Below are 22,380 nucleotides of genomic sequence, written 5' to 3'. Positions count from 1 at the left end.
TCATTTCCTTTGTTTATCAACATCTATTTTTAGATAGTTCAAAGCTTTATCACAAATATCATTTGCTTCTTGACTAGTCTGAGCTTGAGCTATTACAAAACCAATTCTGTCAACGCTGTTAGAAACTTTTTTTACTTCTTCACCAATACCCCTTAGAATATTAATCTGTATAACACCTTTTATGTTTTTTGCAAGTTCTAAACCACTTATATTTTTAACAATACCACTCGGTACCTCTATATACTTAATGGCAGAAGCTTTTTTAAAGCTTACATTAATATCTACTTGCTCCCCAATTGCAAGTCTAATAGTGGCTTCAACCATATCTACACCTGTAGATAAAGGAACTAAATGAGTACCAATATTATCCCCACCCAATCGAGCTCCAATCTCAACTATTTTAGGCCCTTGATTTGTCACCATAATTTCTGTATGTGAGGGACCAAATTTAATCCCTAAAGCTTTATTGGCTTCTTTTGCTAAAGTAATGATCTTTTCTTTTGTATTTATCGGCAATTCTGAAGGCTGAGAATGACCCATTTCAACAAAGTTGGGTGCTCCAGTTGTTATTTTATCAGTAATTTGAATAATATGACAGTCTCCATCAATAGAAAAAGTTTCTACACTAACTTCTTTACCCACCATAAATTCTTCAATAATTACTTCTCCAGTCCTTGAAAAAGATGAACTATATTCAAATGCTTTTCGACAATTTTCATCTGAGGTGTCTTCTAATAAGAATACACCCCTACTACCCGAACTATCTACCGGTTTAAATATAAAATTTTCAATTAAATTAGTATTTTGATGTACAATTTTGATGGATTCTTTGGCTGAATTAGCAATAGCAAAAAATGGTATAGCCACATGATGATCCTTCAAGGTAGTTCTCATATGTTTTTTACTTGTAGTTTTTAATGCAGTATCTTCGCTAATTCCGTTCAAATTCAGTTTCTTAGCTACATAAGATACTGTTCTCATGGGCATATCACTCGCTAGTGTCATAATTCCATCGATATTGTTTCTAATAGCTGCTTCATAAACAAGCTCTTTATCGATTGTACTTATAAATTCCTTTGTTATACCCTTAATTTTAAAACCTACTGCATTTGGGTTCATATCAACGACAACAACATCTAAACCCATTTTCATTGCTTTTAAAATAGCAGGTAACTGTAAAATACTAGCACCTAAAATCATAACTTTTTTCTTTTTTATTATACTAAATGTCATAATTATAAATATTCCTTAAATGTATCAATGATATATTTGACTTCACGATTCTTTAATAAAGTATGAAGTGGCAAGGTTATTTGATTCTGATATTGTCTAAATGCATTAGGATAATCATCAATTTTAAATCCTAAATTTTTATAGGCAGTCATCATAGCTAGCGGCTTATAATGAACGTTAGTAGCAATTCCTGCTTCTGCCATTTTTACAATTAAATTATTTCGCTCTGATTCTTTATATCCATTTACTCTAACTAAATACAAATGGCGACATGATTCACTTTCTCTATTTTCGTGTGACAGAATTTTAACTGGTAAATTGGCTAAACCCTTATCATATATTTCAACGATTTTCTTACGACGGTTTAGAAGTTCAGGATATCTTTTTAATTGAGCTAGCCCAAGAGAAGCACTAATATCTGTCATATTACATTTAAAATAAGGCGCTACTATATCGTATTCCCATGAACCTAATTTAGTTTTAGCCAAAGCATCTTTATTTTGTCCGTGAAGAATTAATAACATAAATTCTTTATAAATTTCGTTTTGATTTATTGGGATATCCTTTCTCCAAGTAAGCGCTCCGCCTTCACCAGTTGTGAAATTCTTAACAGCGTGGAAAGAAAAGGAAGTAAAGTCAGCAACTTCTCCAGCATTCTTTCCTTTATAGGTTGATCCAAGTGCATGTGCTGAATCTGCTAGTATAACCACACGATCAAAAACCTCTTGCTTAGTTCCTTTAGAAGGACTAAATTTATGTTTTTGATTTTCAACAATTTCATAAATCCGATCATAATCACACATTACTCCACCTAAATCTACCGGAATGATAACTTTCGTTTTCTCGGTAATAGCAGCTTCTAATTGATCATAATCCATTTCAAATGAGTCTGGAGCAGTATCTACTAGCACTATTTTAGCACCAACATGATCAATTACACTTGCTGATGCTGTATAAGTATATGCTGAAGTTATAACTTCATCGCCTGGTCCCACACCTAACAACCTTAAAGTCATTTCCATGCACGCTGTTGCCGAATTCATAACAACCGCTCGATCAGTATTACAGTATTCTGCTAATTGAGATTCTAATAATTTTGTTTTAGGACCAGTTGTTATCCATCCAGATCGTAATGTATCAACAACTTCTTTAATTTCAAGTTCTGTAATATCCGGAGGAGAAAATGGGATTTTCATAATATCGCTCTCTTTCTATAAGTATATGATGCTTTATATTCACCGTTAAAAGTATAACACAAGAAATCTCATTTTGAAGGCATTCTTCGTTTTTCTTTCAAATATTACATTTATTACATAACCTAGCTAAGCCAGCGTTTAAAAGGCTCACGGTCGACAACTTTTATTAAGAGATAAAGGCATATTAATAACCCACTTCCAACCACACTAACATAGATAAGAGGGGGCATCGATAAGCCAATTTTTTCAACCGTCCCTTCAAGTAATTTCAAGAAAAGAACATGAGAAAGATAAATTAAGAAAGAATACCGGCTAAACCATAGGAAAAGCTTCTCAAAAGGCAACCTATATAACATAAAAGTCAAGACCAAACCGATCGAATAGAAAGTAACCAAAGGTCTTGTATTGGCAATCACTGCTCCCCCACTTAGATAAGATTCTTCAATCAACAAGCCTAGCATTATTACCGTATAAATCAAGATACCATAACGATAAACTTGAAAGCTTTTAAGCTTAGCTTGAAAGTCCCGGCTTAACCAAATGCCAAAGAAGAAGCAAAAAGCATAGCTATAATAGTCTTGGACCTTATCATAAGGAATATAGCCTAGTAGGTGATCACTGACATCTTGGAAGATGAAAAGACCCACGAAGGCTATGGCTAAGTACTTGTTATCGGCAATTTTAGATAAAAGTGGGTAAAAGATATAAAGTCCCACAATTAATGGAACAAAATACAAGTGATAGGAAGTCTTCCCTAGCAAGAGAAACTGCAAGAAGGTCAAAAGACTCAATTCTTCACCTACCAACCAGAAATTAGCCCAAGCATAGATTAAAGACCAGCACAAATAGGCCGGGATAATTTTTATGAGGCGGTCTTTTAAGAAGGCGGGGTAATCAAGTTGTGAATCCAAAGCATCGGTCCGATCCAAACCCCAACCTGAAAGCATTAAAAAGACAGCTACCGCAAAGCGTGTCGCTTGATTAAGGGCTAGGATCCATAATTTATTTTCTCCTAATAAAGGGGCTGTAAGATGAATCAAGAGGACCGCTATCGTTGCAAGCCCTCGTAATAAATCAAATGGAATAAAACGTTTTGTCATTTTTGTCTACCTTTTCTAATTCAATTATTTATTGGTCAATCCAATAATAGAGTTCTAGATAATAGCCGATGTATTTATAGACTTCAGAAGCCATTATCCTTAAGGCCTGGCGACTGTCTTGATAAAGGACTTCCTCACCCTGAGCATTCTTTAAATAAGCACTGACATAATAAAAGTGCATATCCTTTCCCCGACTCGCACGCTCAAAAGCCAATCGAGTGCGCCGGCTATGATAGTCGGTCGTAACTACTAAGGCCGTTTGCCATCCCCTTTCTTCCATGATGGCGATAGAATTGGTCGCATTGGTCCAAGTAGAAGTTGCTTCTAATTCTCCAATCACTTGGTCTTCCGATAAACCGGTGTCAGTTATAAAGTCAATTAAGGGTTTGGTGCCGATAAACTCATTTAAGGGAGAAACAATCATTGAGTGTGATGTGACATAGCCTTCTTGGATTAATTCAGCTGCCTTCAAGGGACGAACTATTTCCCCACCTGGTACAATCACCACCTCAGCTTCAACCACTTCTTGACCAATGTCTAAATGATTAGCCAACCAGACTAGATAGGTCACTAGCGCTACAAGAAGGATAAATAGAATCTTTACTTTCATGTTTGGGGCCTCCTTTTTTCATTTAATAGCTGCTAACTAGCTAAGACTAAGAAATAGACACACAGGGCATACAGAATACTGTATAAGCTTCCCATCAAATAATACTCCGCAACCCCCTTGTCTTCTTCTAAACGTTTGAAACGCGCAATGGATTTGGCCGTATAAATTAAACCAATCGCATTCACCTGGCCCATGCCTAAAAAGATCAAGGAACGAATCCGCTCCAAATGACCGATTAAAGCGCCCACCCCTTGTAGACCTTCTTGCTGAACGGCCTGACTTTGAGGATAAGGACTGAAGGCTAGTTTAAATAAAACATTAGCCAGCTTGCCGACCAAAAGGATCGCTAATAACCCCGTCAGCATTTGACGGTTCAAAACGCTGAGAAAACAGACCCTGAGGAGTTAGTAAAAAACACTTGGCCTAACAGAATGATGAGGACAATATGTAGGATTTGATCAATTAAGAAAGTATATAAGCGATAAGAAGGCTGAAGCTTGTCAAAGCCACTCTTTATACAGTCGATCAGACTGTAACTAATCCAAAACATCAGATAAGCATAAAAGGCCGGCCAAAAGACTTGATAGTATAAGCTCCGGATTAAGGGATAGAAGAAAAAGAGGCCATGAATCGCTAAATGAGTTGCCAAGGCTTGCCTGTTAGGCTGCTTGTCTACAGCTAATTGAGGACTTTATAATTGAAAATCACCTAAAAAGTGCAGGATTAAAATCATGATTGTCCATTGATTAAAGGGACTCATGATTCCCCTCCAAAAATTCTGCAATCGTTTCTCGACCCCTCAAGTAGATCTTAATATTACCCAGTGATAAGCGCTTGCTCAGACTGCTCTGACTGATTTGAATCGTTTGGGCAAAATGGGCCTGATCAAATTCCGCTTGGTAGATCCCTTCTTCAAGCATCAACTTGAAAGTCTCCCGTTGCAAGTCGGTCCATTGGCTTTTCAAGGTTTCACTCAAGAGAAACAGGCTATTGACCATCTGATTAATCGAGTCGTCTTGGGTCCTGAGCGCCAGATGACACTTGTTACCATAATGATTACGGTGGACAGCTTCAATCGCCTCCCGCGCTCGCCAAAAGGCTGGACCATCGGCTCCGATACTTCGTTCAGGATCGATGGCCGTCGTGATCTCACCGATACCGATTCCCAGCCGAAAAGGATGGGGCAATGTGACGTATAAGTCATCTAAAAAGTTCAGCCAGTTTGAATCCAACTTCATAATCACTTGAAACTCATCGCCAACTGTTAAGGTCAATTGAGAAAGCAACTGCTTTTGATACTTCTGATTAAGGCGCTTGAATATGTCTTGCACTTGCTTTTGGAATACCTTGCGTTCTTTGATTTGCTTAGACTTAATAAAATCCCCGATAATAACCACATCCGTAGCCATCGAACTCCTCCTTCCTGCCTACTGCCTACTTACTTCATTTTTTTCCATTGTTAGAAGAAACTTACGATCATAACTGGTTAGGTTCCCCTTTCCTTGAGGAAAGTAATTGATATTTCTTTCCTCATTCAAGGAAATTTATTAAATTTGCCTTGTTTAGGGAAAGTTTACCCTAAACAACCTTTAAAAGCAAGCGATTCCTTGCGAGCATTCATCTGAAAAAAAGCATCCGCTTTTGGTTTAGGTCAAAAGACCCATGCTTCTTTTGCGAATGCTTAATAAAACGATTACTGATTCATCTGTTCATCCATCGCAACCACCTGGTCGAAGCCTAAGGCCACGATATAAGTACCGATATTAGGTAGTTTAAGGTGGCTAGCTAAGGCGTCCTTGTAAAGATTCAACTGGTAGCGATACTTGTCTTTTAACCCTTCCAATTGTTCTTGTTTGGATTGACTCAGATGCGGACGGTAGCGGTCCGTCTTGAAGTCAATCAAGACAAAACCTTGATTAGGTATCACATAATAGCTATCAATTACGCCGTGAACCAGAATCGAATCTTGCTCCATCTGCATACTTTGCTTGCTCTCAGTCAGATTGGCGAACAAGTCCTTAGCCGGTACCAGGTAAGAAAAAGCTTGTTCCCGTTTAAGTTGATCGCTGTTTTCTATCATTTGTTGGCCGATCGGACTTCGGAGGAAGTTAAGAATTGTTTCCAGGTACAGATGTGGCCGATCTTCTGCTTCCATCAAACCTCGCTCGATCATCGATTGGATCTGGTCTTGTAAGATCTGGTTATAATCGGCTGGGTCAGCTAATTTAAAGGGACCAAAGTCCACCTGCTCCATCAGATAGTGGTTCAAAGTTCCTATCCGAGCTGCATCTAGCGTTTTGGACTGCATAAAGCTTGGGGCTTCAAAGGTATCTTGCGTATAGCGAATCCCTTGAATCCCTTGATCTATATCAATGGATGCATCTAGCTCATGCATAGATTCCTTCCGCCGGTCTGTATAAAAAGAAAGAGCTGGATGCGGTGGTTCTTCGAACAAACGTTTTAATTCCGAAACAGATTGATAGGCAGCTGTCTGACTGGCTAATTGATAAGGGTATTGAGCAGTTAGCAATTCTTCAAGCTGGTTGATCCTCTCATGCTTGTGCTTGGGTTGATCGAAAGCTTCGCCCTTTTGTAGCGCCTTCAACCAGGCCGGCGGGCTGGCTATTGGATGGCTAGCCGTCACGCTAGGTACATTGGCTTGAATTTGGTCTTCAGTATAGATACGTGTGATAAAGTCTTGAGCAGTAATTGTGGCGAGTGATTGATGGTTTCTTTGAGCGAGGGAAGTCGCCTGATGAATCCAATCCAAGAAACTATTAGCTTGTGATCTGAGTTCTAGGGCCACTTGCAAGCTGTCAGGGTCAGTCATCATTTGATAATGGTCGCCCTTTTCTTGCCATTTTTCCCTACTCTCAATCGAACCCACTATCATTAATTTCTGCTCGGTTCGCGTCAAAGCTACATAGAGTACCCTTAATTCTTCGGCTTTTGCTGCTTGATCTAGAAGCATTTGTCGCGAGGTTTTACTGATGGATTGATAATAGACAAAGTCATCCGTTTGGTAGTGGTTCATACCCACTCCATAATGCTTGGTCGCCACAATAGCTTTTTGGCTATCCATTAAATTAAAGCGGTGATTACTGTTAATTAAATAGACAACCGGGAACTCACTCCCCTTAGAAGCATGAATGGTCATAGCCCGCACCATATTTTGATCCTTGTCTAATTGTAGGGGTTCTGCCAAGTCTTTGTCTTGTTCTAAAAGAGTCTCAATATAGTGGATAAAACTTGCTAAACTGCCTCCTAAACCTTGATTAATGGTTTGAGCTTTTTGATAAAAGGCATGAAGATTAAGCTGACGTTGGCGCCCCATATCTAAGCCCACCACATAGTCTAAGAAGGAAGTGTCTAGATAGATTTGCCAGATGACTTCATCAATAGCCTGGTGGCCAGCAAAGTCACGCCATTTTGCAAGTTGGGTAAAAAAGTTTTGCACTTTCTTTTGTATGGCTAATAATGGCTGATCCTTTTCAAATGCTTGACTCAATAAGCCTTCTACCGCTTGATAGAAGGAAGCTTGTGGATGATTAACCCGAATCAAGGCTAAGTCATTGTCACTCAAGCCTACAAAGAAAGACTTGAGAATAGCGACCAGAGGAATATCCTGCATGGGATTATCGATTAATTTTAAGAGGGCTAAAATTAACTGAATCTCTTGTCGCTGGAAATAAGTCTCAATGGCTTGTGAAGTAAAAGGTAGCTGGTAATGGCTGAAGGCTGCCTGCAAATTGGCAAAGCTGGATTTGGTAGAACTTAGCACCACAATATCCTTAAAGGTCATCAAACGATCCTTACCCAATTCTTTATCATAGATTTGATAGCCTGCGCGCAACTTGGCTTGTATATCTTGAGCAATTAGATGGGCTTGGTAATCAATTCCCTTGTCTATTAATAAATCAGGACGATCTGCTTGCATTTGATCTTCTTCGTCTGAGCGTTCCTTGCTATGTAAGAGCAATTCAATGGCATAGTGGTCTATTTCCTTTGCAACTGTGAAGTCCTGGTTGCCGGTCATCAAACGCTCATTTTTACCATAGGTCATTTCTCCAAAGGATTCATCCATCAAGCGTTCAAACAGATAATTGGTAAAGTTTAGGACTTGGTCCCTTGAGCGGTAATTCTTATCCAAGATAATCAAGTGACCTTGGTCACTGGTTTGGTAAGTACGGTATTTTTGGAGGAATAGGGATGGTTCTGCCATCCGAAAGCCATAGATAGACTGTTTGACATCTCCTACCATAAAGAGATTGCCTTTGGTCGCTTCCACCCTTTCACGTGATAAGTAGGATAAGATGGCTGCTTGGATTTCGTTAATGTCTTGATACTCATCCACTAAGACTTCTTCAAAGAGGGCTTGAAAATATTCAGCTGCCACCGATGGCTTACGTTTACCTAATTGAGCATTATAAGGCGCTAAAATCTGCAAAGTTAAGTGCTCAAGATCTGAATAATCAATCCACCCTTCTTGAAATTTATAGTCTTGCATGGCTTGGTAAAATAATTTACTTAGATCGCTTAATTTTCTTAAGTAGGGTTGAATCGCCGCTTCGACTTCCTGCATAGTTTGGTAAGGATAAGGAAAGTAAGACTGAATCTTAACTAAAGTATCCTTACTAGCCTGACGGTATTGCTTAATTATTTGCAGTGTTTCTAAGTCTTCTTCATGGGCTTTTCCTCTTGAACTCGGCCAGCGGCTAAAGCTTAGGTTATCTAAAAGTTGACTAAAGTGGGCCATATCGTTTTGTAAGAAAGCTTCTGTTAATTCGACCACGCGCTGGCCTTCTGCAGATAATACTGGTTCAAACTTATCTAGCGTCGGCCTTGAACAAGAAGCTAAGAGACTCAAGCCATCTTGATAAGAACGATCAGCAAGCTTTAACTGTGCTTGAAGTTGGATTTTTAGACTTTCTTGATAGAGTTCACTCTTCCAAAAGCTTTCCAAACCATCGGTCTCAGCCACCATTTGGTCCAACCAGATTAAGGGTTCCGGATTGGCGCGGGCAAACTCATAAATATCTAAAACAATTGAACGCAAGGCTTGATCATCACGACCACTGGTTAAACGAATTAATAGGTCTTGATAATCGGCTTGTGTGACTGCCAGTTGAGAATCGGCTTGACTAATTTGATCAATAAGCTTGTCCCAGACTTCTTCCACCATGACTTGCTTTTGACTTTCATCACTTAAGAGGTTGAAGGCTGGATTAATAGCTTCCAGATAGAAGAAGTTTTGAATCACAAATAAACAAAATGAATGAAGTGTTTGGATGTGGGCACTAGGCAGCTGATTAATTTGACTAAGCAAGTATCGCTTTTCTTCCCCGTCTAGCGATTGGTTCACCGCTGATTTTAACCGTTTCTCCATTCGTTCTTTCATCTCATTGGCCGCAGACTCAGTAAAGGTCACGACTAAGACTTCTTTCAATTCGGCATAACGTGTCAGTAGATGATTCATAATCCGTTCGATTAAGACCGTGGTCTTACCTGAACCCGCTGACGCAGCGACTAAGATATTATTTCCCCTTTGATGAATAGCCTGCCATTGTTCGTTGTTAAATTTACTATTATCCGGTTTAATCGGTAGGGTTTCTATGATGATCGCCTCCTTCGCTTGCTGCTTTGTTAAGTAATTTTTCCTTCATATGAGCCAAAACTTCTTTTTTATTGACTTGTTTATGGCGGTAACGGTGGAAGGATTGTGTTCCATCGAAGCCTGTAATCACTCGGTATTGAGCATTTAAGGAGAGGGTATAAGGATTTTCGTAAAAAGGAGCTAAGGCAATATCACCACTTTGAATAGCCTCAGCTGCTTGTTGGAATTGATAATGCGTATAATCTAAGAGTAAATCGACTTTTTCTTTAGTAAAGAAAGGACTTCTAGCATGATAGCCCGTCTTGGTATAAGTCACCGGATAAATGCGACTTTTACTAGCTTGGTGATCAAAGGATTCAACTATTTGTAAGTCATCCGCCTCAATGGTTACAAACCCTCTCAATGTTCGTTGACTTAAAAGCGTCTTAGTCTGTTGATCAACTTCTCCTTGGGCATAATGTTTGTCCGCTTTATAAAAACTTGGTAAAAGATGCTGGTAAAAAGCACCCAGAGGCTGGTAATCAGGAAAATTTTTCAAAGCTACTGCTAAATAAGTTAATAATTGTAAGTCTAAGCCATAATAAGCATCCACTAAGTCAAAATCTTTTTTACCTGACTTATAATCGACCACTTGTAACAGTTTCTGCTGACCTTTTTGAATACGATCTAAACGGTCGATCTTCCCTCTTATGCTTAGCAATCCTCCCGCAGCCAATGGGTATTCAAAGCCAGCCACTTGACTATTGCCCCCTGTGCCAAAGACTAATTCTGAGGCTAAGGGTTGGTAATGAGTCAAATTGTTTTGTTCTTGCATTAATTGGACAAAATAAAACAGGCGTTGATTTAATAGATGATGAATCGCCTGCATCCGCGGATGTTTGCTGAGCACTTGGTAATTAGGATCTTGGTTTAAAGCGTCAATCACTCCACCTAATAAGTCCTTAACTTCTTCTTCTGACAAGTCAGCTAAAGATTTCCCTTGGGCTTGTACCAATTGATTGAACTGGTCTAAGGCCTGGTGGAAGTAGTCACCTGAAAGCGCAGCATCCAGTTCAAAACGTTCTCTTTCCTTCAATCGTAATCCATAGCGTAAAAAGTGGGAATAAGGGTCAGCAAAAAATTGTTCAATCCGAGACACCGATAGTGATAAGTTGCGACCGAAGAGTGCTAAGGCTAAATCGCTATCAATCTTATCCGGTAGGTCATTAAAATAAAAGGTTTGAATAATTAAGTCGACGATGCCACTTGCTTTAAGGCTTGCTTTGTTTTGCCTTTCATAATCTACCATCAACTTTAATAATTCTAAGAAAGCGGGCTGAGGGCTTTTACCCTGCATAAAGTCTTGATGGATTTGATATAAAATAGGGGCCTTGTTACTGGCATACCGTCCAAAATCGGCTAGTCTTAAAGGCGTTTCTAAAGTTAGATCCCTACTATAGTCAGCTTGGTGAATCAGTTTAAGATTGGCGATGTCTGCCGCTTGTTGCAACCATGGTGAAAAGTTACGGACTTGGTCGCCTTGATGAATGGCATAGGAAATAATCAATTGATCCGTCGCTAACAGTAAGACTTGATAAGCTAATAAGTATTCCATTTGATACCCTTGATGTTCCTGATCGGATAAATATTGATGGGCTAAAAGTTCTTGATTGATAGCTTGGCGATGACTGGGGGTCAACAAACTATCCCTAGCCTGTTTAGCTGGCAAGGCTTTTTGATCCATACCAATCACAAAGGCAATTTTACAAGGTTGAACTTGAGGGGACAAAATATTTGAAATCATCACTTGGTCCAAAGTAGGTGGAATGATATGATAGGTCGCTGCTGAAAGACCAGCTTCTAGGATTTCAAAGAAGGTGGCTAGGTCTAAATCTGCTTGTCCATAGATTTGGTGGTATTCATCGAGACTATTGACCAATACCTGCCAAACTTGTTCATCTTGGCGCGATTGTTCAATCTGACCCTTTTGAAGTGCTCGGTCCCTTAAATCCATAAGAGCTTGCCTGATGCCGATTGCTTCTAATTTTTGATAGAAGCTAGCGGCTAATCCATTCTGGCCTTTGCTGCTTTTTAGGGCTTTTTTATTAAATCCAAAGTGTTCAACCAGATAGGTCCTAATCCAGCTAAAAGCCTCAGCCAGTGTAAAATCATAGACCTGTCCTTCAGCTGAATGAAAAAAAACATCTTCCGTCATAAAGAGCCAGTCATAGGATAGATTAGCAAAGCGATAACCCTCATACTGATAGGCTATTAAATAATTCTCAAAGGAATAGACCAAGCGCTCTAAGTCTTGGTCAGCTAATTCAGCAAAAGCCGAATGAAACTGCCCCAGCCTTACCAAAGGAGATTTTAAAACTTCTAAAATATCAATCAGTCGCCAGTTATAGCGGTCCAGGCGAATGAGATGCTGGATAAGGGTAAAAAGTGGATGGTCGGTCATAGCCTTAGCATGGTCAAAGAAATAAGGAATTTGATTGGCCGCTAGAATCGGAGCAATCATGGATTGATAGGCTTCTAAATCTCGGGTGTAGACTTGAATGTCTTTATAACGGTAGCCTTTTTTTGTAACCAGATAATGAATGCGGTTGGAGACATACCGTAATTCACTCTGGATGGAATCAAATTGTAAAAAGCGGTGGCTGTTAAAGTCCCTATCAGCTCTTTGGTGGGTAGCTGATGGCAGTAAGTCTTGTTGGGCTTTAAAGGCTTGCGCTAAGCTCAAAATCGAATCTTGGTAGTTAAAAGCCTGGTCTTTAATTTCCCAATCGGGTTCAATCGCTAGTCCCATCTGCTGAGCTAAACTGCGAATGCGGTAGTAGGTTGCATAAGGTAAGGCGGTAGTCATCAAGGCTTGATTAGCCCTTAATTCAGCGCTCTTGATGGGTAAGACAATCTTAACTTTACAAGCATGCTTAGCCAAACTTAAAAGTAATTGCATTTCCTGGCTATTAAAGTAATAGTAGTGGTCCATTACAAAGAGATACTTATTTAAATTTTGATGGTTGATATAGTCCATCAAGTCTTCCTGCTTGGCAAAATTATCAATCCGAAAATCACTCAGTGCCTTTAGAAAGGCTTGATAAAGCATTTGTAATTCTTTTTGCTTTTCTATTTCCAAATCCATCCAAGTAAAATCTTGCGCTGGCTCAACTTGCAAATCTTCCACTTGAATATTGCCTTCGATAAATTCTTTAAAAAGAACGACTAAGTCTTCGATAAAACCTTGATAGTGAGCCTGCTTTTGGTAAACCACTAAGTTTTCCCGGTATTGGCTTAAGACTTGCCGTACAATCATCGACAGACCTAAGTCACTAATCTCATGACTGGGCTTTTGATCTTTCATCAAGAACCAGTTTAAGCGTGAAAAAGAAGCCACCTGCAAATTAAAAATAGAGCTGGCTTGGTCCACTTGATGGTCACGGATTTCTTCTAAGACAAACTTTTCCATTTCAAATTTCAAGTGTTCTGGCACGATATAATAGACTTTTAAGTCAGGTGTTTCTTTCAATTGGTCCATGATGGCTTGAATAAGAAGGCTTTTTTTATTTTGACTCAAGTCGCCGGTAACAAATTGAATCGTCACGCTATCTCCTCCTTTAGGTAGAAGAACAGGCTGGATCCCTGCTCCAGCCTGTAATTATTATTTAACTTTTGCTTATTGGGCATTTAATTCCGCAATTTTGATAATTACTTCTGTCGCCTTAACCATGGATTCAACTGCTACGAATTCAAAGCGTCCATGCATGTTTTCGCCACCGGCAAAGATATTTGGGGTTGGAATCCCCATGAAGGAAATCTTCGAACCGTCGGTTCCACCACGGATAGGCACAATGTTAACAGGAATATCTAAAGCTTCCATGGCTGCTTGGGCTAGGTCAACCGGTGTCATATCCTTTTCAATGATTTCAGCCATGTTGTAATATTGGTCTTTCATTTCCAATGTGATAGGTGGTTCAGCATATTCTTTGTTGATGTTAGCAACGATTTCTTCCACCTTGGCTTTACGCTTTTCAAAAAGATCACGGTTGAAGTCACGAATAATTAGCACTAATTCTGCTTCATCGACCGTCCCTTCTACACTTAAGACATGATAGAAACCTTCGCGGCCAGAAGTTTGCTCTGGTACTTCTGCTTGTGGAAGATCAGACATGAAGAGATTCATAATGGTTGTGGCATTAATCATTTTGCCTTTAGCAGTTCCTGGGTGTATATTTTTACCACGAATTTTCAATACTGCTTGAGCCGCGTTAAAGGATTCATATTCTAACTCGCCAACCGGTCCGCCATCCATGGTATAAGCAAAGTCTGTCGCAAAACCTTCTGCATCAAAGTGATCTGCTCCACGTCCAATTTCTTCATCCGGACCAAAGGCTACACGGATTTTACCGTGTTTGATTTCTGGATGTTGGATTAAGTATTCCATGGCGGTCACAATCTCAGCAATACCGGACTTATCATCAGCCCCTAACAGAGTAGTTCCATCAGTGGTAATGAGGGTTTGACCTTTATAAGGTGGTAGGTTAGGAAATTCACTAACTCTCATTACCCAATCTTCACTCAAGTGCAGATCTTTACCGTCGTAGTTTTCAAAGACTTGTGGCTGCACATTTTCAGAATTAAAGTCGGCTGTATCTACGTGAGCAATAAAGCCAATGCTGGCTACTTCTTTATCAGTATTAGCCGGTAAAGTAGCTGTGACAAAGGCATTTTCAGGATTTAACACCACTTCTTCCATACCGATTGCTTTTAATTCATCGACCAAAAGATTTAAGAGGTCAAATTGAATGTCAGTCGATGGAATGGTGGTTGAATTCTCATCCGAGCGAGTATTAATCTTAGCGTAACGAATTAAACGTTCTTTAGTTTTTTCAAATAAGTCCATAATCATTCTCCTTTTTATTCATAAGTAAAGGGATCAGTGGAAACTGTGGAAGCAATCACTTCAAGATCCCAACCCTTTTGTTCGATAGCTTCTTTTATTCTGGCCACTTCGACCTCAATAAATAAATGCTCAATATAATGACTGGCATCAATAGTCATAAAGGGCTTTTCATATAGATCATGCCCTGTGTGGAAGCTGATATCTCCGGTAATAAAGACATCGGCTTGGACCTTTTCGACCTGGTCCATAAAGCTGGCTCCGGCTCCGCCTACAATAGCAACTCGTTGATAAGTGGCTTGCGGGACTTTTTCAATCACTGTTAAAGCAGGTCGTTTGAAGACTTGCTTGACATAGGCAAAGAGTTCATGGCGCGTTAGAGCTCGAGGCAAGTTGCCTATCCGGCCAATCGCTACCTGTCCTTCTTCTAGATCGATTAAGGGTTTAATATCAGTTAACTTCATAGCTTGAGCCAAAATATCATTCATGCCACCAGGGGCGGCGTCATAATTGGTGTGCATGGCAAAGACATTGATACCTGCTTGAATGGCTCTTTGATACATTTTTATCTGGGGCTTAGACTGGTCGAAACGCTCGATTGCTTTGAAGAGGGGCGGATGGTGTAAAATCAAGCTATCTACATCTTCTTCAATAGCCTCTTCAACCACTTGTGGTCGCATATCCAAAGCGACCATCACCTTTTTAATCGCTTGTTCAGGATGGCCAAAGTGTAAGCCGACCTTATCCCACTCTTCGGCATAAGCCGCAGGATATTTTTGATCGAGATAAGCCATTAACTCTTTAAAAAAGAGCTTTGTCATAGTCTACCACCTCCTCTATTTTATCTATTTCGGCTTGAATAATGTCTACCTTATTTTTGCGGTCTTGGGCCATTTGCTCATATTCTACTCCATGAAACAACTGATTAAGAATAAAATGGTGGTGGTTTAATTCATTATGCCAGTAATCTTCAAAGATTGGCCCCCTTTGAGTCAAATGTATGGGACCAAACATGATTTCTTTATCAGTGTAAATTGCTTTTTCTGCTTGCTTTTGAGCAACCATTACTTCATAAAATTGCCCCTTTTCATCAATAAAGCATTCGTTAAGAATATGGTAATAATGATCTTGTAACCAGGCTCTGACTTTGGCAACTGCTGTGTTAGCTTGTAAGACTAAGAGTTTTGGTAATTTTCCTGCATGATAACCTGCTTCTAAGATGGAGACAATCAAACCACCTCCCATACCACAGATAGCTGCTGTATTAATGGCATCACTGGCTTCAACTGCCGCAAAGCCATCGCCAAGACGGACGATGATTTTATCTTGCAATTGACTTTCATTGACTTGTTTCACAGCCGATAAATAAGGTCCTTCCACTACCTCACCTGCCACTGCAAATTCTATCTGTTTGTTTTTAAGTAAATTACATGGTAAATAAGCGTGATCACTACCGATATCTGCCAACCGAATCGGCGCTTGACCATATTGAACGATATATTGCGCAACTTTTTCCAGTCGTTGAGATAGTCTTTCGATATTCATCCGATACTCCCTTTCATAAGTCTATTATATACTAGAAAAGCATTTTTGAGACTACCTATTTTTTATCTGTAGATGATTTTGGCTAAATCATTATAGTTATCGACCACATAATTGGCCGGTAAGTGGGACTGTTTGTTTTCATTCAAATGATTAAACCAAACACAATCAATCCCTGCGTTTAAGGCGCCTTGAATATCAGCACTCAAGGAGTCGCCAATAACGAGTGTCCTTTTAGAATTGAATTCTCTTATATTTTCAGCGACATAATCGAAAAAGCCTTTAGAAGGCTTCACATGGCCAATCTCTTCTGAAATAAAAATTGCTTCAAAATAAGGATTCAACTTTGCATGTTCTAAGCGCGCCCTTTGAATAGCAGAAATACCGTTGGAAATGGCAAACAGACGCTTACCCTCCTTAAGACAAGCATCGAGGAAGCTTCTTGCACCTTCAATTAGCTGGGCTTGTCTGCCTATACACTTTTGATAGGCTTGAGCCAATTCTACCCCGTCCCGCTGATAACCAAAGTGATCAAATAATAAGGCAAAACGACTAGAAATTAGTGTTTGCCGATCAATTAACCCTAACTCTAACTTGTCCCATAAAGAATGATTGAGCAAAACATAGTAGTCAATAAAACGAGGAATAGCTTGCTGGGGAACCCCTTCTTGGCTTAAGAATTCAAGTAAGGCTTGGTCTTGGGCTTGATTAAAATTAAATAAGGTGTTATCTAAATCAAATAATAATAATTGATAAGTCAATTGATCCTTCCTTCCATTCTTAAAGTCACTATTATGCGCTTATTATAAACCAATTTGTCGATAATATATAGCTTACTTAAGTAAATATTTAATAAATTTTTATTATTCAGCTAGACACACTCAATCATAAAAAAGGCCGGAAAGCTATTAAAGCTTCCGGGTCATCTGTTTAAAGATCCTTTTTTAAAAGTCAACTTGATCAGGGTCGCTTTGTGTTTTCACCCCCTCTAATTGATCCAACTTTTTGCGGTCTTCTGCTTCTAGCTCAAAGTCAAAAATGTCTAGGTTCGATTCGATATTAGCCGGTGTTTTTGATTTGGGTAAGGGCAGAAAGCCTTTATCAAGCGACCATCTTAGGGCAACTTGCGCAACACTTTTCTTATATTTTTTTGCTATTTCTTCGACTGGCACTTGCTTAAAAAGACTACCACTTCCTAGCGGACTATAGGCTTCTAGAACCATATCATGTTGTTGGCAAAAATTAACTAAATTCTCTTGCGTAGTTCCCGGAGCGAGTAAGACTTGGTTAACCATGGGCTTTATCTTGACAGAGGCTAGTAAAGCAGCTAAGTGATGAACCATGAAATTGGACACCCCAATGGCTTTTAGTTTTCCATCTTGATATAATTCTTCCATCAACTGCCAAACTTCTTGATTAGCTTGCATCCATGCCTTGTCCTTGCGTAAGTGAACGGGATTAGGCCAGTGAATTAACAAAAGGTCTAAATAATCTACTTGCAACTTTTGCATGGATTCTTCCACCGCTTGCTTGGCTAGACTGTAGGAATGCTTGTCATTCCAAATTTTAGTAGTTAGAAAGATCTCTTCACGTGGAATACCTGAATCTTTAATGGCTCGACCGACACTGGCTTCATTGCCATAGACTTGAGCAGTATCAATGTGACGATAGCCTACCTTTAAGGCATGAAGGACACTTTGATAGGCTTCTTCACCTTCTTTTAACTTCCAAGTACCAAAACCAATTTTAGGAATCTTGACACCGTTCTTTAATAAATAACTTTCCATTAATCTTCCCCCTTTTGCCTACCTTAAGTATAAAACGATTAAAGCGCTTTCGCAAGTAAAGGCTTAAACACGAAAAACTCCTTCCGCTCACTTAAGCGTATGAAGGAGTTTTTCTTGTCTTATTCTATTCGATAAAGTCTTTTAATTGTTTAGACCGACTAGGATGGCGTAATTTTCTCAAAGCTTTAGCTTCGATTTGACGAATACGCTCACGCGTTACACCAAAAACCTTACCGACTTGTTCAAGGGTGCGAATATTGCCATCATCCAAGCCGAAGCGTAAGCGTAGAACATTTTCTTCACGGTCAGTTAAGGTATCCAACACATCTTCTAACTGTTCCCTTAAGAGGGCTGAAGCCGTATGATCTTCTGGACTTAAGGCGCCTTCGTCTTCAATAAAATCACCTAAGTGCGAATCGTCCTCTTCACCAATGGGGGTTTCCAAGGAGACCGGTTCTTGAGCAATTTTTAAGATATCACGTACTTTTTCAGTCGGTAAATCCATTTCTGCTCCGATTTCTTCAGGCGTCGGTTCTCTACCCAGGTCTTGTAACAATTGTCTTTGGACTCTTACTAATTTGTTGATGGTTTCCACCATATGAACCGGGATGCGAATGGTTCGCGCCTGGTCGGCAATGGCTCGTGTGATGGCTTGACGAATCCACCAAGTAGCGTAAGTTGAGAATTTGAACCCTTTAGTATGGTCAAACTTTTCAACCGCCTTCATCAAGCCCATATTCCCTTCTTGAATGAGGTCTAAGAAGGACATACCACGACCCACATAACGCTTAGCAATCGATACTACTAAACGAAGGTTGGCTTCAGCCAGTTCTTGCTTAGCTAATTCATCGCCTTCTAAGATACGCTTGGCCAATTCGACCTCTTCATCTGCATTTAATAGATCGACACGACCAATTTCTTTTAAATACATACGAACAGGATCTGCTACCTTTATTTTTGAAGCGGCTGCTTTTTGGGCGGCTGTTAGGACTTCTTCTGGTTTAACGTCTTCTGCTCTAACCATTTGTTGCTTGGTTGGTCCACCATCATCACCTACTACCGCAATCCCTTGGTCTTCCACCTTTTGAATGAGCTTATCAATGCCATTGGCATCTAATTTATATGGAATGGCTAATTGATTGCTCAAGTCATCATAGTGAACTTGACCGAGAATTTTCTTTTCTTTTATCAGCTTTTCAGTGGCCTGGTCTAAAGTCAGCTTTAATTCATTTTTACTTGCTTTATTGTCTTTCTTTTCTTTTGCCATAAAGTAAGCCCCCTATTCTTTTGTCTTTAATTTTCTTTGCAACACCATTAAGCGATTAATCACCTCGGTTGCCTTATCGGCTTCTTGCTGTTGGTGATATTGTTTAAATTGGGTCTTTAATTCTTCTATTTCTTGTTCTAAAAAGGCGATTTGGATGGTATTTAAACAGTCGGTCATCGCTTGATCTTGATAACCAATCGGTTCAAAATCCCACATTACATTCGTTAAAAGACTATTGACTTGAACCTCTTCAATATTACCAACTATTCCTGTTAAAGGCAATTTGTTGCCTTGATAATAGTAATCCGTCAAGGCTAGAAAGGCCTTTTGTGAAAAGTCATGGTAGAGAAATGGCAGCTCATTTAATTTTTCTAAATAATTCCAAGCCTCTTGATAGTACATTAAAAAGCCTAACCATAATTTTTCACTTTGAAAGGCTTTAAAAGAATCTACTTTTAAGGCCTGCTGATCACTTTGTAATTGCGGAGGTGGTTGATGATGGTTGATAGCTGGTTGCTTTTTACCAGTCTTTCTTTGACCCCCACTCAAGCGCAACATTCGCTCTTGCAAGAAGCTTTCTGCTATTTGAAATTCTTCAGCAAGTTCCACCAGATACAATTGTTTCTCGACGGGTGATTGGATTTTGTTTAAATCAACTAATAAACGGTCGATATATTCCGCCACAGCAGCTTTATCATCCATTTGAAAGAATTGCTTGTGATAATTTTTGAAAAAATTAAAGGAAGTTTGTGCTTGGTTTAAAAGTGTTTGGAAGGATTCTTTTCCCCTGGCTTTCAACCACTCATCAGGGTCCATCCCTCTAGGTAAAAGGATTGATTTAAATTGGGCTTTGGGAAAATCTTTTCCCAATTCAAAGGCTTTAGCTGTAGCTTTTTGCCCTGCTTCATCGCCATCAAATACAAAGAGAATTTCATTGGCTAATTTGGTCAAATAAGACAAGTGATCATGGGTCAAGCTAGTCCCCATGGTAGCTACTGCCTGTTCGAATCCTGCTTCGTAAAGTGCAATCACATCCATAAAACCTTCACAAACTATAATTTGTTTTAACTTGCGAATGGCTGGTCGTGCCAAATCAAGATTATAAACCAGCTGACTCTTATGAAAAATAGTGGTTTCAGGCGAGTTAACATACTTACTCTTGCGAGAGTCCCCTGCTTGATAGAGGCGTCCAGAAAAGGCTAAAACCTTTCCTTGATTCGATCTCAAAGGGAAGATAATCCGTCCACGAAAGCGGTCGATAATGGCTGGACTATTTTCAGCTTGGTAAAAAATACCCGAAGTCAGTAATTCTTCTTCAGTGAAAGACTGATCCTTTAAATAAGTCCATAAGAGCTCAGAATTATCAGGCGCTAACCCTAAAGCAAAGGCGTTAATCGTTTCCTTCTTTAAGCCACGATCGCTTAAATAAGCATAAGCTTGATTACCATTTTCTGTAGCAGTTAAAAAGTAATGATAGAATTGACTAGCTTTTTCATAGATCGCATACAATTGTTTATCTTGATGAGGAATTGGACTATAATCATCTTCAGCTAATAAACTTGAATCCAAAGGGTAGTCTGCAAACTCTGCCACCTTAATAACCGCTTGTTTAAAGGGTAGCGATTCAATTTCCTGGATAAAACCAAAGACATTGCCCGCTCTACCACAAGAGAAGCATTTGAAGATTTGCTTTTCGGTATGAATGGAAAAGGATGGGTTATTGTCTTCATGAAAAGGGCAAGAGGCAGAGTAGCCTGGACCCCTTTTAGTCAGTTGCACATATTGACTGACAACGTCTTCGATTTTAACCGACTGCCTGATAGCATCAATCACCTCATTCGGTATATAGGCCATGGCCTGCCTCCTCTAATAAAATTTCAAGCTTGTTTTAAACAGCTTTAGTAATTGGCTTTTTAGCTTTCCACAGTAGGAAGGCACCCATCATAAATTGAATCACAATTACAAACAAGCCTTTGAGCGAATCGCCCGTTAGTTGGGTAATAATTCCCAGAATGGTGGTACCTAAAACTGATGAAAATTTACCGAAAATATTATAAATACCAAAAAGCTGGTTATTTTTCTCCAGTGGAATAATAGAACCAAAATAAGAACGACTAAGAGATTGAATCCCACCTTGAGCTGAACCTACTAAGATAGCGATGATCATAAAATCCACAAAAGAGGATAAGGATAAGGCCATTAAACAAATTAGAATGTAGGTCCCAATACCTGTAAAAAGCATAGTGCGCCTTCCCCAGCGTTTGGCTAAGATGCCATAAATAATCGAGCACGGAAAGGCAACTATTTGAACCACTAACAACATCAATATTAACTGAGTAGCTGTTAAGCCCTGGTCACTTCCGATGGAGGTAGCCATTTTGATAATCGTTCCCACCCCGTCTATGTAGAAGAAATAGCCGATTAAGAAATAAACAATCACCTTGTCTTTGGTTAGTTCCGTTAGAGTTTCTTTGAGAGAAGCTAAAGTTGAAGCGATAATATGGGGCTGCTTTGGTTGGTCCATATAGACCTGGTCGACATTTTTCCAATAAGGAATGGTAAAAACAAACCACCAAACAGCCGTTAAAAGAAAACCGATATTAACCACTACACCCTCTTTTAACCCACCTGAAAATTGTAAAAGCATAAAAATTAAGAAAGGAATCACACTTCCGATATAACCAAAACCAAAACCGGCTGAGGACACTAAGTCCAAACGGTCGCGACTGGTGACATCCATCAAGGAAGCATCATAAAAAATATTAGCAGTCGAAAAACCGACAGCTGAAAAGCCATAAAGTACCAATAGCCACTGCCAAGAAACTTGACCAATCAAAATCATCGATAGCACTGAGAAAACACCTAAGAGCGTAGCAGTGGTAAATAATTTTTTACGGTAACCAGGAAAATCTGCTAAAGTCCCTAAAAAAGGAGCCATCATAGCGACAGCGATCGTCCCGATAGCATTGGTATAACCAAGATAAGCTGTTGAATTAGCATCAGAGACCCCCGCATTGGTGGCAATACTCTTATAAAATATAGGGAATAAAGCGGTGGTGATCATTAAAGAATAGGCAGAATTGGCCCAGTCTTGTAGAATCCATGAAAATTCCTTCTTGGTATAAGTAGAACATAGCTTTTTCACTTTATTG

At 39.5% G+C, this 22,380-nt stretch carries 16 protein-coding genes and 1 pseudogene; all 17 read right to left on the bottom strand.

Annotated elements, in window-relative coordinates; translation table 11 throughout:
• The 17 genes and pseudogenes from ACQV2P_RS02345 to ACQV2P_RS02265 all read right to left on the bottom strand — a co-directional run bounded on the left by ACQV2P_RS02345 (position 1) and on the right by ACQV2P_RS02265 (position 22,373).
• A complete protein-coding gene (locus ACQV2P_RS02345; protein ID WP_428894576.1) occupies positions 1-1,233 on the bottom strand; it encodes an ATP-grasp domain-containing protein in 1,233 nt (410 codons plus the stop codon).
• Between the two features lie 2 nt (positions 1,234-1,235).
• On the bottom strand, positions 1,236-2,429 hold the full coding sequence (locus ACQV2P_RS02340) for a DegT/DnrJ/EryC1/StrS family aminotransferase (RefSeq protein ID WP_428894575.1): 1,194 nt from the start codon (positions 2,427-2,429) through the stop codon (positions 1,236-1,238).
• Between the two features lie 122 nt (positions 2,430-2,551).
• On the bottom strand, positions 2,552-3,529 hold the full coding sequence (locus ACQV2P_RS02335; RefSeq protein WP_428894574.1) for an acyltransferase: 978 nt from the start codon (positions 3,527-3,529) through the stop codon (positions 2,552-2,554).
• A 28-nt stretch (positions 3,530-3,557) separates the two neighbouring features.
• Complete coding sequence (locus ACQV2P_RS02330) at positions 3,558-4,139, bottom strand: YdcF family protein (protein WP_428892012.1); 582 nt, start codon at positions 4,137-4,139, stop codon at positions 3,558-3,560.
• Between the two features lie 32 nt (positions 4,140-4,171).
• Entirely contained in the window at positions 4,172-4,504 is a 333-nt protein-coding gene (locus tag ACQV2P_RS02325; RefSeq protein WP_428894573.1) for a hypothetical protein, read from the bottom strand.
• A gap of 8 nt (positions 4,505-4,512) precedes the next feature.
• A pseudogene (locus ACQV2P_RS02320) lies at positions 4,513-4,812 on the bottom strand (DUF3307 domain-containing protein); the annotation flags it as partial.
• Between the two features lie 73 nt (positions 4,813-4,885).
• Positions 4,886-5,548 carry a SatD family protein gene (locus tag ACQV2P_RS02315; protein WP_428893114.1) on the bottom strand — a complete coding sequence of 221 codons (663 nt, stop codon included), beginning with the start codon at positions 5,546-5,548 and terminating at the stop codon, positions 4,886-4,888.
• A 284-nt stretch (positions 5,549-5,832) separates the two neighbouring features.
• Positions 5,833-9,738, bottom strand: coding sequence for a helicase-exonuclease AddAB subunit AddA (gene addA / locus ACQV2P_RS02310; RefSeq protein ID WP_428894586.1), 3,906 nt, complete (start codon positions 9,736-9,738; stop codon positions 5,833-5,835).
• Positions 9,734-13,336, bottom strand: a complete 3,603-nt coding sequence (locus ACQV2P_RS02305; RefSeq protein ID WP_428894572.1) for a PD-(D/E)XK nuclease family protein — start codon at positions 13,334-13,336, stop codon at positions 9,734-9,736. Before ACQV2P_RS02305 ends, addA begins: the two co-directional genes overlap by 5 nt.
• A gap of 72 nt (positions 13,337-13,408) precedes the next feature.
• Positions 13,409-14,635: a peptidase T gene (gene pepT, locus ACQV2P_RS02300; RefSeq protein ID WP_428873639.1), complete on the bottom strand. Its 1,227-nt coding sequence runs from the start codon at positions 14,633-14,635 to the stop codon at positions 13,409-13,411.
• Between the two features lie 14 nt (positions 14,636-14,649).
• Complete coding sequence (locus ACQV2P_RS02295) at positions 14,650-15,453, bottom strand: Nif3-like dinuclear metal center hexameric protein (RefSeq protein WP_428873638.1); 804 nt, start codon at positions 15,451-15,453, stop codon at positions 14,650-14,652.
• Positions 15,434-16,177, bottom strand: a complete 744-nt coding sequence (locus ACQV2P_RS02290) for a tRNA (adenine(22)-N(1))-methyltransferase (protein WP_428873637.1) — start codon at positions 16,175-16,177, stop codon at positions 15,434-15,436. Before ACQV2P_RS02290 ends, ACQV2P_RS02295 begins: the two co-directional genes overlap by 20 nt.
• 62 nt (positions 16,178-16,239) lie before the next feature.
• The gene (locus ACQV2P_RS02285; RefSeq protein ID WP_428894158.1) at positions 16,240-16,935 is read right to left on the bottom strand and encodes a YjjG family noncanonical pyrimidine nucleotidase; all 696 of its coding nucleotides are present in this window, start codon (positions 16,933-16,935) and stop codon (positions 16,240-16,242) included.
• A 183-nt stretch (positions 16,936-17,118) separates the two neighbouring features.
• Positions 17,119-17,961, bottom strand: a complete 843-nt coding sequence (locus tag ACQV2P_RS02280) for an aldo/keto reductase (RefSeq protein ID WP_428892007.1) — start codon at positions 17,959-17,961, stop codon at positions 17,119-17,121.
• Between the two features lie 124 nt (positions 17,962-18,085).
• The gene (gene rpoD, locus ACQV2P_RS02275) at positions 18,086-19,228 is read right to left on the bottom strand and encodes an RNA polymerase sigma factor RpoD (protein WP_428873634.1); all 1,143 of its coding nucleotides are present in this window, start codon (positions 19,226-19,228) and stop codon (positions 18,086-18,088) included.
• A 12-nt stretch (positions 19,229-19,240) separates the two neighbouring features.
• Entirely contained in the window at positions 19,241-21,082 is a 1,842-nt protein-coding gene (gene dnaG / locus ACQV2P_RS02270; RefSeq protein WP_428894571.1) for a DNA primase, read from the bottom strand.
• A 34-nt stretch (positions 21,083-21,116) separates the two neighbouring features.
• Positions 21,117-22,373, bottom strand: a complete 1,257-nt coding sequence (locus ACQV2P_RS02265; RefSeq protein ID WP_428873632.1) for an MFS transporter — start codon at positions 22,371-22,373, stop codon at positions 21,117-21,119.
• Between the last annotated feature and the right edge of the window lie 7 nt (positions 22,374-22,380).

Source organism: Facklamia sp. P12932, from assembly GCF_050409545.1.
Classification (GTDB): domain Bacteria; phylum Bacillota; class Bacilli; order Lactobacillales; family Aerococcaceae; genus Facklamia.
This window is presented reverse-complemented; position numbering and strand designations above follow the sequence as displayed.